We start from the raw sequence: 16,705 nt of genomic DNA on the forward strand, positions 1-16,705 counted from the left end.
GCTCAGCGTGACAGCCGCCGGTGCCAGGCGACGGCGGAGGTGTCGGTCAGCGAGGCGATCTGGTCGATGACCACCCGCACGCGGTCCGCGTCGCCGGCCGCCTCGTCGAAGGCGGGCCTGAAGGCGGGCTCCAGCGTGCCGGGCGCGCCGAGGGTGATGAGCGAGGCCAGCTCCATGATCAGCTCACGCTGCCTGGCCTGGTTGGCGTGGTGGTCCTCGGTGGCCATCACGTAGTGGGCGGTGATGCCCTTGAGCAGCGCGCACTCCAGGCGGGTCGACTCCGGCACGACGAGGCTGGTCCGGTGGCGCAGGCCGTACGACTCCCTGGTGGCCGTCTGGGCGGCGCGGCAGAAGCGGCCGATGAGCCCGCTGGTGAGCGCCTTGAGCCCGGCCAGGTCGGAGAGGGTGGCCGTGAAGCGGCGGGGCCACGGCGGGGCGGCGACCAGCTCCGCGAAGAGCTCCTCCAGCTCGGCGAGGTCGGCGCCGGGCGCGTACCAGGTGCGGGTCGTCACGCAGACGGCCGCGCGCTCGGCGGGCGAGCGCAGCGCCTCGGGGACGACGTGGCCGGAGTGCAGGGCGTCTTCCAGGTCGTGCACCGAGTAGGCGACGTCGTCGGCCCAGTCCATGATCTGCGCCTCGAAGCTGACCCGGCCGTCGGGCGCGCCGTCCCTGATCCACCGGAAGACCGGCAGGTCGTCGTCGTAGACGCCGAACTTGGGCGACTCGCCGCGGGTCCACGGGTACTTGGTGGAGGCGTCCAGCGCGGCCCTGGTGAGGTTGAGCCCGGCGCTGGTGCCGTCGTCGGCGATGACCTTGGCCTCCAGCCGGGTGAGCAGCCGCAGGCTCTGCGCGTTGCCCTCGAAGCCGCCGCAGGGCTCGGCCAGCTCGGCGAGCGCCGTCTCCCCGTTGTGGCCGAACGGCGGGTGGCCCAGGTCGTGGGCGAGGCAGGCGGTCTCCACCAGGTCGGGGTCGACGCCGAGGGTGGCGCCCATCTCGCGGCCGACCTGGGCGCACTCCAGCGAGTGGGTGAGCCGGGTGCGCGGGATGTGCTGGCCGGCGCCGAGCGCCTCGGCCGGGCCGACCACCTGCGTCTTGGCGGCGAGCCTGCGCAGCGCGGCGCTGTGGAGCACCCGTGCGCGGTCTCGTTCGAACGCGCTGCGCTCGGGGTTGCCGGGTGGTTCGGGCACCCAGCGTGCGGTGTCGTGTTCGTCGTAGCCGGCCATAAGGGAGCGATTTTATCCGGTTTCCGGTTTTCGCTAGGGTCGAAGCCACGCCAGAGTCCCCCCGTCCCCGGGAGCCCTCACCCATGACGACCGCGTTCCGGGCCGTCCTCGCCTTCTGCCTGCTCGCCGGCTTCTACGTGCTCGTCGGCGTGATCGTGCTGGCGGCGGTCGCGCTCGACGTGCTGCTGATCATCGACTTCCACGCCAACTTGATCAAGTTCGCCGTGGTGCTGACGCTGGCCGCCGCCGCGCTCGTCCGGACGCTGATCATGGTGAGCCGCCGGCAAAGCGGCGAGCAGCCGGGCGTGGCGGTCACCAGGGAGCACGAGCCGGTGCTGTGGCAGACCGTCGAGGACCTGGCCCGCCGGGTCCGCACCGCGCCGCCTGACGAGATCCGGCTGCTGCCGGACGTCAACGCGGCGGTCGCGGAAGACACCCGGTTCCTCGGGCTGAAGGCCACCAGGCGGCGCATGTACATCGGGCTGCCGCTGCTGCAGACGCTCACGGTCGACGAGATGCGGGCGGTGCTCGGGCACGAGCTGGGCCACTACAGCGGCGCGCACACCCGGCTCGGCGCGCCCGTCTACCGCGGGCGGGTCTCGCTCATCGCGACCGTGCGAGGCCTGGACCGCCACCCGTTCGTCCAGCGGCTGTTCACCTGGTACGCCAAGCTCTACATGCGGGTGTCGCAGGCCGTGTCGCGCAGGCAGGAGCTGGAGGCCGACGAGCTCGCGGTGGCGATCGGCGGGCGTCAGGCGATGGCCGACGCGCTGCGCAAGATCCACTACACGGCGGCGGCCTGGGAGCTCTACACGGCCACGTACCTGTCGATGGCGGGGGCGGGCGGCTGCCGGCCCGCGGCCGTGTTCGGCGGCTTCCAGTCCATGCTGAACGACGAGTCCCGGCGGGCCCAGCTGACCGAGCTGGCCGCGCGGCCCGAGGAGACGTCCCCGTACGACTCGCATCCGAGCCTGGCCGAGCGGCTGGCGGCGGTGGAGCGGCTGCCGGAGCCCGAGCACGTGCCCGACCCGCGCTCGGCGCTGATGCTGCTGCACGACGCCGACGTGGCCGCCAACGCCGTGGAAGGGTCCCTGTGGACGCCGCAGGCGGCGGCCGCCCTGCGTCCGGTGTCCTGGGACGAGCTGGTCTCACAGGGCATGTACGAGGGTCGCAACGCCGAGGCGCTGCGCGACCTCGCGGTGGCGGGCGCCCGGGTGGTCGGGGCGTCCAGGCCGTACCTGGACGCGGCCTTCGAGGCCATCGCCAGAGGGCGTCAGGCGGAGCTGGAGGCGGCTCTGCGCGAGCTGGGGTGGGCCCCCGAGGAGGGACTGCTCGCGCGCGTGCTGGGCGCCGCCCTGGAAGGGCTGCTGATCCAGCACGGCCAGGCCCGCTGGGCGCTGTCCTGGTCGGGGCCGGCGCGGCTGCTGTACGACGACGGCGAGGAGGTGGCCCTCTCCGGCTACGCGGCCCAGGTGTCCGCCGACCCCGCGGCCATCGGCGGCCTCCGGACCTGGCTCGGCGACCTCGGCGTACGCCACGACTACATCCCAGCCAACGCCGAACCAACCCCCATCCCGTCCCCCTGACCTCCGCCGTACGACCCCCATCCCCAAAACTCTCCGTACGGGACCTTCCCTCGTACGAACCCTCGCCCGTACGAGACCTCCCCCCGACAGGACGCGTCCCCGAAACTCCCCGTACGGGACCTTCCTCGTACGAACCTTCGCCCGTACGAGACCTTCCTCGGTCGGACCTCCAGACAGGACCCGACCCCGAAACTCCCCGTACGAGACCTCTCCTCGTACGAGACCCTCCCCGGGCAGGACGCGTCCCCGAAACCTTCCATACGGGACCATCCCCCGGACGAGACCGTCCCCGAACCCCCATGCGAGACCCTCCCCAGGCAGGACCCGTTCCCGAAACTCTCCGCGCGGGACCATCTCCGCACGAGACCATCCCGGGAAGTCTCCGTACGGGACCTTCCCCGTACGAGACATTCCCCGAGGTAGGACGCGTCCCCGAAACCCTCCGTACGGGACCGTCCCTCGGACGAGACCGTCCCCGAACCCCATACGAGGCTTTCCCCAGGCAGGACCCGTTCCCGAAAATTCCCCGCGCGGGACCATCCCCGCACGAGACCATCCCGGGAACTCTCCGTACGGAACCTTCCCCGTACGAGACATTCCCCGAGGTAGGACGCGTCCCCGAAACCCTCCGTACGGGACCGTCCCCGAAGCTCACGCACGGGACCGTCCCCCGCCACAAAACTCCCGTACGAGACCTCTCCTCCTACGAGACCTCCCCCGGACAGGACGCGTCCCCGAACCTCCGCACGGGACCATCCCCGTACAGGACCCTCCCTGCACGGGACTATCCCCCGGACGGGACCCGCCTCGGAACTTCCCGTACGAGACCTCTCCTCGTACGGAATCTCCCCCAGACAGGGGGCGTCCCCGGAACTCTCCGTAGGGGACCATCCCCGCCGCAAACTCCCCGTACGGGGGCCTCTCCTCGACGAGACCTCCCCGGGACGGGACCCGGCCCGGAGTTCCCCGTACGAGGACTTCCTCGGACGGGGTCTTTCCGGTGGGGGAAGGTCGGTCAGCGGGTGTCGGAGTCGGTGTCGCTGAGGGCGGCGCGGCCCGCTTCGAGGCGGGCGACCGGGATGCGGAAGGGTGAGCAGGAGACGTAGTCGAGCCCGGTGTCGTGGCAGAAGTGGACGGAGTCCGGGTCGCCGCCGTGCTCGCCGCAGATGCCGATCTTGAGGTCGGGCCTGGTGGCACGGCCTTCCTCGGTGGCGATCGCGACCAGCCGGCCGACACCCTCGCGGTCGAGGGTCTCGAACGGGGAGACGCCGAAGATGCCCAGCTCCAGGTAGCGGGAGAAGAACGAGGCCTCGACGTCGTCGCGGGAGAAGCCCCACGCCATCTGGGTGAGGTCGTTGGTGCCGAACGAGAAGAACTCGGCGGCCTCGGCGACCTGCCCGGCGGTCAGGGCGGCCCGCGGCGTCTCGACCATGGTGCCGATGAGCGCGCCGACACCCGCCTCCGCGAGGATGGCGGCGGCCTCCTCGCGGACGCACTCCAGTTCTTGGACGGCGGCGATGAGCGGGATCATGATCTCCGGCCGGGCGCCGGGGACCTCCTTGGCGGCCTGGGCGATGGCGCGTACCTGCATGGCGAACAGGCCGGGGATGACCAGGCCGAGCCGTACGCCGCGCAGGCCGAGCATCGGGTTCTGCTCGTGCAGTCTCTTGACGGCGGCCAGCAGGGCGCGGTCCTTGTCCGTGGCCTCGCCGGTGGCGACCTTGACGGACAACCCGACGATGTCGGGCAGGAACTCGTGCAGCGGCGGGTCGATGAGCCGGATGGTCACCGGCCGGTCACCCATCGCCTGGAAGATGCCGACGAAGTCGGACTTCTGGAGGGGTTCGAGCGCGTCCAGCGCGGCCTGCCGGTCCTCGGCTCCGGCGGCGAGCACCAGGTCCTCGACGAGCTGGCGGCGGTCGCCGAGGAACATGTGCTCGGTGCGGCACAGCCCGATGCCCTCGGCGCCGAAGCGGACCGCCCTGGCGGCGTCCTCGGGGGTGTCGGCGTTGGCCCGCACGCCCAGGCGGCGCGCCCCGTCGGCGTGCCGCATGATGCGGTCGACCGCCTTGACCAGGTCGTCCTCGGGCTCGGCGCCTTCGAAGTACTCGACCACGGCGGAGGCGACGACCGGCACCTCGCCGAGGAAGATCTCGCCGCTGGTGCCGTCGATGGAGATCACGTCGCCCTCGTTGACGACCACGCCGCCGGGGGCGGAGAACGTGCGGCCGGCCGTGTCGACGTCCAGCTCCTCGGCGCCGCACACGCAGGTCTTGCCCATGCCGCGGGCGACCACGGCGGCGTGCGAGGTCTTGCCGCCGCGGCTGGTGAGGATGCCGCGGGCGGCGATCATGCCGGACAGGTCGTCCGGGTTGGTCTCGCGGCGCACCAGGATGACGTCCTCGCCCTGGGCGGCCAGCTCGGCGGCCCGCTCGGAGGAGAAGACGGCCTTGCCGACGGCCGCGCCCGGCGAGGCGTTCATGCCCTTGGCGATGCGCCGCTTGTCCGCGCCGGCGTCGAAGCGGGGGAACATGAGGCGGGCGAGCTGGTCGCCGGTGACCCGGGTGACGGCCTCGTCCATGGTGATGAGGCCCTGGTCGACGAGCTGGGTGGCGATGCGGAAGGCGGCGCCGGCGGTGCGCTTGCCGACGCGGGTCTGCAGCATCCAGAGCTTGCCGCGCTCGATGGTGAACTCGATGTCGCACAGGTCGCGGTAGTGGTTCTCCAGCGTTTCCATGATCGACAGCAGTTCGTCGTAGGAGCGCTTGTCGAGCCGCTCCAGCTCCTGCAGCGGGATCGTGTTGCGGATGCCGGCGACGACGTCCTCGCCCTGCGCGTTCTGCAGGTAGTCGCCGTAGATGCCCTGGCGGCCGCTGCCCGGGTCGCGGGTGAAGGCGACGCCGGTGCCGGAGTCGCCGCCGCAGTTGCCGAAGACCATGGAGCAGATGTTGACGGCGGTGCCGAGGTCGGCGGGGATGCGCTCCTGGCGGCGGTAGAGGATCGCGCGCGGCGCGTTCCAGGAGTCGAAGACGGCCATGACGGCCATCCGCATCTGCTCGCGCGCGTCGGCGGGGAAGTCGTCGCCGGTCTGGTCGCGGACGATGCCCTTGTACGACTCGACCAGGCGCTGGAGCTCACCGGCGTCGAGGTCGGTGTCCTGGCGGCCGTCCTTCAGAGCGTCGAGGGCGTCCTCGAACAGGTCGCCGTCGATGCCGAGCACGGTCTTGCCGAACATCTGGATGAGCCTGCGGTAGGAGTCCCAGGCGAAGCGGTCGTTGCCGCCCGCCTGCTTCGCGAGGCCGTGCACGGACTCGTCGTTGAGCCCGATGTTGAGCACCGTCTCCATCATGCCCGGCATCGAGAACTTGGCACCCGAGCGCACGCTGACGAGCAACGGGTCGTCGGCCTGGCCGAGCCGCTTGCCCATGCTCTCCTCGAGCGCCCGCAGGTGCTCCTCGACCTCCCGGTCGAGCCCTTCGGGCAGGGCGCCCTCTGCCAGGTAGTGGCGGCACGCCTCAGTAGTGATCGTGAACCCCGGAGGAACGGGCAGCCCGAGATTGGTCATCTCGGCGAGGTTGGCGCCCTTTCCGCCCAGGAGATCTTTGAGATTCCTGTTGCCCTCGGTGAAGTCGTAAACGTACTTGGCCACCACAGCTCCAATCAACGCTTCTACTCGGACTCTACCGGCGGAATTGATGATGAAACTGCACTCTTCGGTTAAGTCAACGTTTCCCCAGCTCAGACGCCCTTCAGAGGTCTAATCCATTGATTATTCCGACCACTTCGGGAAGTGGTTTATACCAATGGTTCAAACCAATTCTTGAGCATCGGGCGCAGAATCGGATCACTGCTATACAAGCCGTCGGAAGGGCTGGCGTACGGGTCGGTCATGGAGATCAGCCGGCACCCGCGCGGCGGCCCACAGATGCCGCAGGCGCGACGATGGCAGCAGGCCGGACCGTCACGGGAACGGGTTGTGGTCGGGCGCCGGGCCGGGGGCGCCGCCGCGGGCCGGTAGCCACAGCACGAACGTGGCCCCTTCCCCGATCCGCGAGTGCACCGCCACCCTGCCGCCGTGCGACTCCACGATCTGCCTGACGATCGCCAGCCCCAGCCCGGTGTGCCGGTCGCGGCGGCTGGCCTCACCGCGCCAGAACCGGTCGAACACCCGCGCCTGGTCCTCCGCCGCCAGCCCCGGGCCGTCGTCGCGCACGGTCACCCACAGCCAGCCGCCGGCTTCGTCCACGGCGGCCTCCCGGTGACCGGTCTTCTGGTGGCCGGACCTCGCGGCCGCCCAGCCCGCCGCGCGGTGCAGCGGCCGCAGGCGGGACGCTCCGCCGGAGATCATGTCCGTCGCGCCCCACCGGTCGGCGGCCACCCGCACGCGCCCGCCCGGCGGGGACAGCCGCACCGCGTTGGACAGCAGGTTGGCCACCGCCCGCCGGAGCGCGTCCTGGTCGCCGGTCGTCTCCAGGCCGGGCATCAGCCGCCTGGTGATGGTGAGGCCGCGCGCGGTGGCCAGCGCCGCGTACTCCTCGCAGGCCTCGACGGCCACCCGCGACAGGTCCAGGTCGGTGTCGGCGAACGCGGTGCCCTGCCTGCGGGCGCTGGCCAGCAGGTCCTCCACCAGGCGGGTCATCCGGGTGGTGGCCCGGTCCACGACGGCGACGGCCCGGCCGCGCTCCTCCTCACTCGCCTCCGGCGACAGCAGCACCGCGTCCACGTTCGCCCTGATGATCGTCAGCGGGCTGCGCAGCTCGTGGGAGGCGTCGTCGATGAGCTGCCGTTGCGCCCGGAACGCCTCCTCCAGCCTGTCGAGCATGGTGTCGATGGTGTCGGCCAGGTCCTTCAACTCGTCGCTCGGGCCGCGCAGGGTGATCCGCCGTGACAGGTCCGTCGCCTGGATCTCCTCGGTGGTACGGGTGATCGACCGGACCGGCCGCAGCACCCGGCCCGACAGCAGCCAGCCGATGCCCAGGCTCGCCGCGAACAGCCCGCCCAGCGTGTACAGCGAGTAGTCGCGCAGGGTGGCGAGCGTCCCGACGTTGATCGCGTTCTCCACCTCTTCGATGAACACCACTTCCTGCTTGCCGACGTACTCGCCGTCCCGGTACGTCTTCGCGATCTCGGTCGCGTACGAGCGCTGCTCGGTCGTACGGGAGACCGCGTAGTAGATGCCGCCCAGCACCAGCGCCGCGAGCAGGAAGAGCAGCCCCGAGTAGAGCACGGTGAGCCGGAACCGGATGGTGTGGATCATGCGGGCTCCCTGAGCCGGTACCCCCGGCTGATGACGGTCTCGATCAGGCCGTCGGCCTGGAGCTTGCGGCGCAGGTTGCCGACGGTCACCCGGACGGTGTTGGTGAACGGGTCGGCGTGCTCGTCCCAGACGTGCTCCAGCAGTTCCTCGCTGGAGACCACGTAGCCCGGTCTGGTCATCAGGTAGTGCAGGACGCCGTACTCCTTGGGGGTGAGCGCCAGCGCCCGCCCGTCCAGCGACACCTCCATCCTCGCGGTATCGATCCGCAGCGTTCCCACCTCGAGGACGGAGGTGCCGCCGGTGTCCCTGCGCAGCAGGGCTCTGACCCTCGCCAGCAGTTCGGGAAAGGCGAACGGCTTGACCAGGTAGTCGTCGGCGCCCTCGTCGAGTCCGCGCACGCGGTCGTCCAGCCGGTCCCGCGCGGTGACCATGATGATGCGCACGCCGTCGCCCGTCGCCCTGACCGCCCGGCACAGCTGGAAACCGTCGCCGCCGGGCAGGTTGAGATCGAGCAGCACCAGGTCGTAGGAGTTGACCTGGAGCTTCTCGTGCGCGGTGAGGGCGTCGGCGGCCACGTCGACCGCGTATCCGGCCCGGACCAGGCCCACGCGTAACGCCTCCACCAGGTCTTCCTCGTCCTCGACGACCAGCAATCGCATACTTCGGACCCTAGTTTCGGATGAGGCGGTCCGCGATGGGCGCGGCCCGGTCGATGGGGATGGCGAACCCGATGCCGATGTTGCCGCCGCCCCGCCCGGCCGCGATCGCGGTGTTCACCCCCACGACCTGGCCACGGGCGTTGACCAGCGGGCCGCCGGAGTTGCCCGGGTTGATGGAGGCGTCGGTCTGCACCGCGGTACGGGACGCGCCGCCCAGCCGCACCTCCCGATCGGTGGCGCTGACGATGCCGGCGGTGACCGTCCCCGACAGGCCGAGCGGCGAGCCGATGGCGAGCACCTGCTCCCCCACCGACAGGTCCGCCGACCGGCCCAGCGTGGCCGGCGGCAGGCGGGCGGAACCCGCGCCCACCACCTCCAGCACGGCCAGGTCCTCGTCGTCGTCGGAGCCGAGCACCCGCGCGCCCAGCCTGCGGCCGTCGCTGAGCACCACCGTCACGTCGGACGCGCCCCGCACCACGTGCGCGTTGGTGAGGACATGGCCGCTCCCGTCCACCACGAAGCCGGACCCGCCTGCCCGGCCCGCCTCGACGGACACCACGCTCGGCAGGACCATCGCGGCCGTCGCGCTCAGCCCGGTCGCGCCGCCCGAGGCGGCCGGCGCCGCCCGGGGCAGTGCGGTGGCGGGTTCCCCGTATCGGAAGGCGGCCGCCCCCGCCAGTCCGGCCGCCGCACCGGTGACCGCCGCGACGAGCACGGCGGTCACCAGGAGACGACCGCCCCGGCGCGCGGGTTCCACGGGGCGGGAGGGCGGCGGGACGGCCAGGGGCACCTGCGTGAAGGCGGGGCCGCTGGGCCTGCCGAGCCCGTTCACGGCAGCCTCGCGAACCAGAGCATCGAGGTGGCCGCCGCCAGCAGCGCCGCGATCAGCCCCGCCGCGACGAACCACTGCCAGATCTCCTGCCGTTCGGTCCGATAGCCGACCGAGGTGCCGATGTCCTCGTACACGGCCTGGAGCTCATCGCCGCTGGCCGCCTCGTAGAAGCCGCCACCGGCCGTCTCCGCGAGCCGTTGCAGCGCGGGGGCGTCCACAGGCACGGGCAACTGTCTTCCCTGGAGTTCGATGACGCCCTCCTGCGTGCCATAGGCGATCGTGGTGACGGGCACGCCTCGGGCCGCCGCCTCGCGCGCCGACTCCTCGACGGTCCGGCCGGTCGTGTTCTCGCCGTCGGAGAGCAGCACGATGTGCGCGGGCGGGGCCTGCTCCTCGGTGTCGAGCGCCTCGATGGCGTCCAGCGAAGAGTAGACGGCCTCGCCGATGGCGGTGCCCGCGGTGGTGGTCAGCCGGTCGAGCGCGCCGAGCACGGCCGGGCGGTCGGTGGTCGGCGGCACGACGACCGAAGCGTTCTCGGAGAACGCCACCAGGCCCAGGTTGAACCGGGGCGGCAGGTGCTCCACGAACTGGGTGGCCGCCTGCCTGGCCGCGCTGAACCGGTCAGGGCTGACGTCGGTGGCCGCCATCGAGGCGGACACGTCGAACGCCACCATGATCGTGGCCCGTTCCCTCGGCACCGTCACCTCGGCCGTCGGCCTGGCGAACCCGGCCACCAGCAGCACGAACATGGCGAGCGACAACGCCGCCGGCACGTGTTTGCGCCACCCCGGCCCGCGCGGGGCGACCTTGTCCAGCAGATCGAGATTCGTGAACCGCACCGCGTACTCGGTGCGCCGCCTCTGCGCGACCACGTACCCTGCCGCGAGCAACGCGACGGGCACCAGCAACAGCAGCCACATCGGCGAGAGCAGCGTCATGCGACCTCACCCCCTCCCGGCGGAGGCCCCTCACCGACGACCTGCCCCCTCCCGGCCGGCCGCCCCTGACCGAGCGGACGGTCTTCCTCAGACGGGGCGTCGGAGCGGGCGAGGGCGCGGCGGAAGGCGGCGAGCCGGGCAAGCCCCCGTCTCCGGCCCTCTCCGGATCCAGCGGGCTCGGGTGAGGGGCCGTTTCCGGAAGGACGGCCTGCCGTCGTGGTGGTTGAAAGGGGTGCGGGGGAAGGCCCCGCGGTGGCGGAGCGGTGGGCGAGGCGGCGGTGTTTCAGGACGTGGCGCACCAGGTCGCGTACCCAGTCGCCGTCCGTGCGCAGGCGCAGGTGGGCGACCCCCGCGCGGCGCAGGCCGGCTTCGATGGCGGCCCGCTGGCCGGCGGCCGCTTCGGCGTAGCGCAGGCGGAGGCGGGCGCCGGCCGTGGAGACCTCGCGCCGCCGCCCCGTCTCCGGGTCGACGAGCGTCAGGACGCCCACGTCGGGGAGCGACAGCTCCCGCGGGTCCAGGACCTCGACCGCCAGCACCTGGTGCCGGGCGGTGAGCCGTCGCAGCGGCCCCTCCCACGTCCGCGGCGCGTCCAGGAAGTCCGACACCACGACCACGAGGCCGCGCCGCCTGACAGTCCGGCAGAGCTGATCGGCGGCGGCGCCCAGGAGCGACCCAGGGGTGCCGGGCGGGGTGCGCGGCAGCGAGAACACGGCTCGCAGCAGCGCCATCAGGTGCGGCCGCCCGGTCCTGGCCGGCAGCACCCGGACACCGCCTCCGTGCAGCAGGTGCGCGCCCATGCGGTTGCCGGTGCGCTGGGTGAGGAAGCCGACCGCGGCGAGGGCGGCCAGCGCCAGCTCCCGCTTCTCCATCGACGCCGTGCCGAAGTCCATACTGGCGCTGGCGTCGAGCAGCGCCCAGATCTCCAGCTCGCGGTCGGCGACGAGCTCGCGCACATGGGGTTCGTTCGTGCGCGCGGTGACGTTCCAGTCCATCCGCCGCACGTCGTCTCCGGCCTGGTACGGGCGAGCCTCCGCGGGTTCGTTGCCCGGCCCGGGGAACAGTCCGAGATGCTCGCCCTGCAGCAGCCCGTCCAGCCGCCTGGTGATGGTCAGCTCCAGCCTGCGCAGCGCGGGCTCGGCCGTCAGGTAGGAGCTCATGCCGCTGACTCCTGCTGCGGGGCGACGACCGGCAGCGGCACCGCCGCGAGCACCCGGTCCACGACGGCCCGCGGCGGGACGTCGTCGGCCAGCGCGTCGAACGACAGCACCAGCCGGTGCGCCATCACGTCGTGCGCCAGGTCTCGCACGTCCTCGGGCAGCACGTACTCGCGACCCCGCATGAGCGCCAGCGCCCGGCCGGAGGCGAGCAGGCCGAGGGTGGCGCGCGGGCTGGCGCCGAAGGCGAGCAGCCCGCGCAGGTCGGGCAGCCCGTAACGCTCGGGCTCACGGGTGGCGTGGACGAGGCGGACGGCGTACTCGGCGACGGCGTGGTGCACGAACACCTCGTCGGCGCGCCGTTGCAGCGCCACCACCTGGTCGGGGGTGAGGACCGGCTGTGGTCGCGGCGGGTCCACGCTCATCCGGTAGGCGATCGCCAGTTCCTCCGACTCGCTGGGATAGCCGACGTCCACCTTGAGCAGGAACCGATCGCGCTGCGCCTCCGGCAGGTGGTAGACGCCTTCCGACTCGATGGGGTTCTGGGTGGCCAGCACCAGGAACGGCCTGGGCACCTCGTAGGTGCGCCCGCCGATGCTGACCTGACGCTCAGCCATGATCTCCAGCAGCGCCGACTGCACCTTGGCGGGCGCCCGGTTGATCTCGTCGGCGAGCAGCAGGTTGACCATCACCGGGCCGAGCTCGATGTCGAAGGTCTCGGTCGACGGCCGGTAGATCCGGGTGCCGACGATGTCGGACGGCACCAGGTCGGGCGTGAACTGGATGCGCGAGAACGTGCCGCCGACGACCGTGGCGGTGGTCTCGGCGGCCAGCGTCTTGGCGATGCCGGGCACCCCTTCGAGCAGGCAGTGCCCGCGGGCCAGGACCGCGACGAGCAGCCGCTCCACCATGTGGTCCTGCCCCACGATCACCCTCTTGACCTCGAACAGCGCCCGTTCGAGCAGCGCGGCTTCGGTCATGGCCTGGCCTCGGGGCAGTCGTCGACGACGACCCGCAGTTCCAGCGCCGAAGGCTCCGGCTCGGCCATGGCGGCGCCGCCGGTCGCGAGGAGCGCACCGGCGGCCAGGACGAGCGCGAGAAGTGTTGTGCGTGCCATGGATCCCCCTGTCTTTCAGCTATGGGGGCCACTCCATCAAGGGCACGCGAAAAGGGGCGTAACACTGGCTTTTACATGATTTTTCGGTGCACGGGGTCTGGAGTGAGCGGCGCGGCACACAACAGAAGGGGGCCCCTCCGTAGAGAGGCCCCCCGCGACGCGGCGCGCGTCAGTCGTTGAGGTGCTGGCGCAGGTAGCTCTCCACCTGGTCGATGGAGATGCGCTCCTGGCCCATGGAGTCGCGCTCGCGGATGGTCACGGCGTTGTCCTCCAGCGTGTCGAAGTCGACCGTGATGCAGAACGGAGTGCCGATCTCGTCCTGGCGGCGGTAGCGGCGGCCGATCGCGCCCGCGTCGTCGAACTCGACGTTCCACCGCCTGCGCAGCGCCGCGGCCAGGTCGCGGGCCTTGGGCGACAGGTCGGCGTTGCGCGACAGCGGCAGCACCGCGGCCTTGACCGGGGCGAGCCGGTGGTCGAGCCGCATGACCGTGCGCTTCTCCATGACACCCTTGGCGTTGGGCGCCTCGTCCTCGGTGTAGGCGTCGATGAGGAAGGTGAGCGTGGCCCGGTCGACGCCGGCCGACGGCTCGATCACGTAGGGCACGTAGCGCTCGCCGGTCTCCTGCTCGAAGAAGCTCAGGTCGGTGCCGGACGCCTTGGAGTGGGCGGTCAGGTCGAAGTCGGTGCGGTTGGCGATGCCCTCCAGCTCACCCCACTCGCCGCCGGCGAAGTTGAAGCGGTACTCGATGTCGACGGTGCGCTTGGCGTAGTGGGAGAGCTTCTCCTGCGGGTGCTCGTAAAGACGCAGGTTGTCCTTGGCGATGCCGAGATCGGAGTACCACCGGAAGCGCTCGTCGATCCAGTATTGGTGCCACTCCTCGTCAGAGCCGGGCTTGACGAAGAACTCCAGCTCCATCTGCTCGAACTCGCGGGTGCGGAAGATGAAGTTGCCCGGCGTGATCTCGTTGCGGAACGACTTGCCGATCTGGCCGATGCCGAACGGGATCTTCTTGCGCGCCGACTGCTGCACGTTGAGGTAGTTGATGAAGATGCCCTGCGCGGTCTCCGGCCGGAGGTAGGCCAGGCCGGACTCGTCCTCGACCGGGCCGAGGTAGGTCTTGAGCAGGCCGCTGAACTGGCGGGGCTCGGTGAAGGCGCCCTTGTTGCCGCAGTTGGGGCAGGTGACGTCGGCCAGGCCGCGCTCGGGGGCCTTGCCGTTCTTCTCTTCGTACGCCTCGAGCAGGTGGTCGGCGCGGTAGCGCTTGTGGCAGGACTGGCACTCGGTGAGCGGGTCGGTGAAGGTCTCGACGTGGCCGCTGGCCTGCCAGACCTCGCGGGCCAGGACGACGCTGGAGTCGAGGCCCACCACGTCGTCGCGCGACTGGACCGTCGACAGCCACCACTGCCGTTTGACGTTGTTCTTCAGCTCGACGCCCAGCGGGCCGTAGTCCCAGGACGCGCGCAGTCCGCCGTAGATCTCGCTCGACGGGTATACGAGCCCGCGGCGCTTGGCGAGGCTGACGATGGTGTCCATGACGTCGGTGCGTCGTGCCATGTTGATCGGATCTCTTTCCGGCTGGAGGTCGGCGAGGAAATGAATGTGTGAGATCCCAGCTTAGGGGAAGGGCGAGCGGCTCCGCGCCCGACTATCGCTACGCCCCGTCTTGGACGAGAACGTCCTCGAAGGCGGACGGTTCGTTCACCATGAGGATCATGAGCGGGTACATCTCCATCCGGGCGGTGGACAGCGCCCGGCGGTAGAACCCGGCGCCCTCCCACTCGGTGACCAGGGCCCACAGGTTGGGCTCGTCGACCGATCGGGCGAGCCTGCCGCGCAGGTAGCCGGGCTGGGCGGCGAGCGTGTCGAGGATGACCTCGGCCTGCTTGGCGAAGCCTTGCGACTGGGCCTCTGGAACGGTGTAACGGATCACGGCGAGCACGCCCCCAGCATGTCAGACGTTCGATGGATGCCGGGGCGATTCGGGCGGCGCTAGGCTCGGGCCGTGGCCACTGACGACGACCGCCTCAGGCATCCGCTGGCGCAGCCCCGCAAGGATCACCAGGGCAAGCCCAAGCGGCCGCTGCCGCCGGGCGAGCAGTTCTTCACGCCCGGGGCGACGGGGATGCGCAAGGCCGTGGAGCGGCGCAGCGCGGCGCCGATGGCGTTCCTGTTCACGCAGGTGCCGCGCTGGGTGACGCCCGCCGTCATGGTGGTGCTGCTGCTGGCCGGGTTCGCGGTGCAGAGCTGGCTGGGCGGGCTGGCCGCGCTGCCGGTCGTGGTGTTCGTCGGCTGGCTGGCCTATCTGTCGTGGCCGTCGCTCGGGGTGGGCGGCAAGCTGTTGCGGGTGGCGATGCTGACGTTCCTAGTGCTGCTGGTGGCGACCCGGTTCGGGCTCCTCTAGGGGATCAGCGTGTAGCCGGGGAAGTTGCCCGGCAGGCGCTCGCCGTCGGGGCCCTGGGTGGCGGCCCTGACGAGCAGCTCGCCGCCGACGAACGCGCCGCGCCAGGAGGCGCCGAGCCCGCCGAACAGCTCCTCGCGGTCGCCCCGCGAGCGTGGCCGGTTGTGGCCGACCTTGAACGCCCGCACATCCGGGGCGAGCCTGCGGTACGTGTCCTCCTCGTCGCAGGAGAGCGTGGCGACCAGCGCGCCGTTGCTGGCGTTCATCGCGGCCAGCAGCTCCGCCTCGGTGTCGACGAGCACGAAGCTGTCGACGGGGCCGAACGGCTCGGCGTGGTGGAGCGGGGACGAGCGGGGCGGGTCGAGCAGGGCCACCGGCGCAAAATAAGCCGAAATATCCTGACCGGGCAGGAAATTTCCGGACTCCACGGACGCCCGGTGCAGCGGCACCGCCCCCCGCGCCACCGCCTCGTCCACCTGGTCGGCCAGCTCCTTGGCCTTAGAGGCGTTGATCAACGGCCCGAAGTCCAGCTCCGGCAGCGGATCGCCGGGATGGGCGACGGCGAGCGGATGCCCGAACCGCAGCGACCCCACCGCCTCCAGGTAGGCCCCGAGGAACTCGTGGAACAGTGACCGCTGCACCACGAACCGCGGGTAGGCGGTGCACCGCTGCTTCCCGTAGTCGAAGGAGGCCCGGATCTGCCGGCCGAGCAGCTCCCAGCCGGAGTACTCCCACACGCCCCAGCAGTTGAGCCCTTCCTGCTCCAGCACGTGCCGCCGGTCCAGGTCGGACAGCGAGCCCGCGACGTGCCCGCCGGCGTCCCTGCCGCCCACGAACGACACGCAGCCCAGCGACCTGCCCGCCACCAGCACCGGTGACAGCTCCGCCCCGCTCCCGCTGACCAGCGTGAACGGCAGCCCTTCCCGGACCGCGAGCGCGCACGCCAGGGTGAGGCAGCACAGCCCGCCGTCGGTCGGCGTCTTGGCGATGACCGCGTTGCCGGCCAGCGCCTGCACGAGCATGGCGTGCATGAGCACGCTCATCGGGTAGTTCCAGCTCGCGATGTTGCTGACGGGGCCGGGCAGCGGGGCGCGCCCCGCCGCCATCCGGTCGATCTCCTCCACGTACCAGCGCACCCCGTCGAGGCAGCGGTCGACGTCGGCGCGGGCCGTCTTCCACGGCTTGCCGATCTCCCACACCAGCAGCAGCGCGAGCAGGTCGCGGTGCGCGGCCATGGACTCCACGGCCGCCGACACCCGCGCCTTGCGCTCCTCCAGCGGCACGTGCCGCCACCGCCGGTGCTCCTCCACCGCGCCCGCCACGGCGCGCGCGGCGCCGGCCCGGTCGAGCCGGGGCGGCCCGGCGATGGCGGTGCCGTCCACCGGCGAGAACACCGGCGCGGGCCGCCCGTCCCGCTGCCAGAACCCGCCCCAGTGGTTGAGCACCCTGTCGTGGTGGAACGCCTCCGGCGCCGCCTCGCAGCACCTGTCGTACGCGTCCTGCCAGGATGTGCCCGGTTTGACCTGCATGAGCCTTCCTC

At 71.6% G+C, this 16,705-nt stretch carries 13 protein-coding genes and 1 pseudogene; 2 read left to right on the forward strand and 12 right to left on the reverse strand.

What is annotated here, in order from left to right; translation table 11 throughout:
• Window positions 1–2: 2 nt before the first annotated feature.
• Window positions 3–1,223 (reverse strand): deoxyguanosinetriphosphate triphosphohydrolase, encoded by a 1,221-nt coding sequence (locus tag ACIBF7_RS22630; protein ID WP_148033346.1) that lies wholly within the window; start codon window positions 1,221–1,223, stop codon window positions 3–5.
• Window positions 1,224–1,306: 83 nt separating this feature from the next.
• Here ACIBF7_RS22630 and ACIBF7_RS22635 point away from each other — a divergent pair, with 83 nt between their 5' ends.
• Window positions 1,307–2,809, forward strand: coding sequence for a M48 family metallopeptidase (locus ACIBF7_RS22635; protein ID WP_364228461.1), 1,503 nt, complete (start codon window positions 1,307–1,309; stop codon window positions 2,807–2,809).
• Between the two features lie 1,015 nt (window positions 2,810–3,824).
• Here the strand turns inward: ACIBF7_RS22635 and ppdK are convergent.
• The 10 genes and pseudogenes from ppdK to ACIBF7_RS22685 all read right to left on the reverse strand — a co-directional run bounded on the left by ppdK (window position 3,825) and on the right by ACIBF7_RS22685 (window position 14,706).
• Window positions 3,825–6,458: a pyruvate, phosphate dikinase gene (ppdK, locus tag ACIBF7_RS22640; RefSeq protein ID WP_397198066.1), complete on the reverse strand. Its 2,634-nt coding sequence runs from the start codon at window positions 6,456–6,458 to the stop codon at window positions 3,825–3,827.
• Window positions 6,459–6,770: 312 nt separating this feature from the next.
• On the reverse strand, window positions 6,771–8,066 hold the full coding sequence (locus ACIBF7_RS22645; protein ID WP_397198067.1) for a sensor histidine kinase: 1,296 nt from the start codon (window positions 8,064–8,066) through the stop codon (window positions 6,771–6,773).
• Entirely contained in the window at window positions 8,063–8,725 is a 663-nt protein-coding gene (locus ACIBF7_RS22650; RefSeq protein WP_148033350.1) for a response regulator transcription factor, read from the reverse strand. Before ACIBF7_RS22650 ends, ACIBF7_RS22645 begins: the two co-directional genes overlap by 4 nt.
• 10 nt (window positions 8,726–8,735) lie before the next feature.
• Complete coding sequence (locus tag ACIBF7_RS22655) at window positions 8,736–9,557, reverse strand: S1C family serine protease (protein WP_397198068.1); 822 nt, start codon at window positions 9,555–9,557, stop codon at window positions 8,736–8,738.
• Window positions 9,554–10,495 (reverse strand): VWA domain-containing protein, encoded by a 942-nt coding sequence (locus tag ACIBF7_RS22660; RefSeq protein ID WP_397198069.1) that lies wholly within the window; start codon window positions 10,493–10,495, stop codon window positions 9,554–9,556. Before ACIBF7_RS22660 ends, ACIBF7_RS22655 begins: the two co-directional genes overlap by 4 nt.
• A gap of 248 nt (window positions 10,496–10,743) precedes the next feature.
• A pseudogene (locus tag ACIBF7_RS22665) lies at window positions 10,744–11,652 on the reverse strand (DUF58 domain-containing protein); the annotation flags it as partial.
• A complete protein-coding gene (locus ACIBF7_RS22670; protein ID WP_219549743.1) occupies window positions 11,649–12,629 on the reverse strand; it encodes a MoxR family ATPase in 981 nt (326 codons plus the stop codon). The pseudogene ACIBF7_RS22665 and the gene ACIBF7_RS22670, both read right to left, overlap by 4 nt.
• A complete protein-coding gene (locus ACIBF7_RS22675; RefSeq protein ID WP_219549741.1) occupies window positions 12,626–12,766 on the reverse strand; it encodes a hypothetical protein in 141 nt (46 codons plus the stop codon). Before ACIBF7_RS22675 ends, ACIBF7_RS22670 begins: the two co-directional genes overlap by 4 nt.
• Before the next feature lie 169 nt (window positions 12,767–12,935).
• On the reverse strand, window positions 12,936–14,321 hold the full coding sequence (locus tag ACIBF7_RS22680; protein ID WP_187281306.1) for a glycine--tRNA ligase: 1,386 nt from the start codon (window positions 14,319–14,321) through the stop codon (window positions 12,936–12,938).
• 97 nt (window positions 14,322–14,418) lie between these two features.
• A complete protein-coding gene (locus tag ACIBF7_RS22685; RefSeq protein ID WP_148033355.1) occupies window positions 14,419–14,706 on the reverse strand; it encodes an antibiotic biosynthesis monooxygenase in 288 nt (95 codons plus the stop codon).
• A 63-nt stretch (window positions 14,707–14,769) separates the two neighbouring features.
• Here ACIBF7_RS22685 and ACIBF7_RS22690 point away from each other — a divergent pair, with 63 nt between their 5' ends.
• Window positions 14,770–15,168 carry a DUF6703 family protein gene (locus ACIBF7_RS22690; protein ID WP_271274749.1) on the forward strand — a complete coding sequence of 133 codons (399 nt, stop codon included), beginning with the start codon at window positions 14,770–14,772 and terminating at the stop codon, window positions 15,166–15,168.
• Here the strand turns inward: ACIBF7_RS22690 and ACIBF7_RS22695 are convergent.
• Window positions 15,165–16,694, reverse strand: coding sequence for an aldehyde dehydrogenase family protein (locus ACIBF7_RS22695; protein ID WP_397198070.1), 1,530 nt, complete (start codon window positions 16,692–16,694; stop codon window positions 15,165–15,167). The genes ACIBF7_RS22690 and ACIBF7_RS22695 overlap by 4 nt on opposite strands.
• Between the last annotated feature and the right edge of the window lie 11 nt (window positions 16,695–16,705).

Origin of the sequence: Nonomuraea sp. NPDC050478, assembly GCF_044458265.1 — a bacterium.
Classification (GTDB): Bacteria; Actinomycetota; Actinomycetes; order Streptosporangiales; family Streptosporangiaceae; genus Nonomuraea; species Nonomuraea ferruginea.

Excerpts from the sequence above, each read along its gene's own strand:
- ACIBF7_RS22680 (WP_187281306.1), bottom strand. The coding sequence starts at position 14,321 with ATGGCACGACGCACCGACGTCATGGACACCATCGTCAGCCTCGCCAAG.
- ACIBF7_RS22635 (WP_364228461.1), top strand. The coding sequence starts at position 1,307 with ATGACGACCGCGTTCCGGGCCGTCCTCGCCTTCTGCCTGCTCGCCGGC.
- ACIBF7_RS22630 (WP_148033346.1), bottom strand. The coding sequence starts at position 1,223 with ATGGCCGGCTACGACGAACACGACACCGCACGCTGGGTGCCCGAACCA.
- ACIBF7_RS22670 (WP_219549743.1), bottom strand. The coding sequence starts at position 12,629 with ATGACCGAAGCCGCGCTGCTCGAACGGGCGCTGTTCGAGGTCAAGAGG.
- ACIBF7_RS22650 (WP_148033350.1), bottom strand. The coding sequence starts at position 8,725 with ATGCGATTGCTGGTCGTCGAGGACGAGGAAGACCTGGTGGAGGCGTTA.
- ACIBF7_RS22645 (WP_397198067.1), bottom strand. The coding sequence starts at position 8,066 with ATGATCCACACCATCCGGTTCCGGCTCACCGTGCTCTACTCGGGGCTG.
- ACIBF7_RS22695 (WP_397198070.1), bottom strand. The coding sequence starts at position 16,694 with ATGCAGGTCAAACCGGGCACATCCTGGCAGGACGCGTACGACAGGTGC.
- ACIBF7_RS22660 (WP_397198069.1), bottom strand. The coding sequence starts at position 10,495 with ATGACGCTGCTCTCGCCGATGTGGCTGCTGTTGCTGGTGCCCGTCGCG.
- ACIBF7_RS22675 (WP_219549741.1), bottom strand. The coding sequence starts at position 12,766 with ATGGCACGCACAACACTTCTCGCGCTCGTCCTGGCCGCCGGTGCGCTC.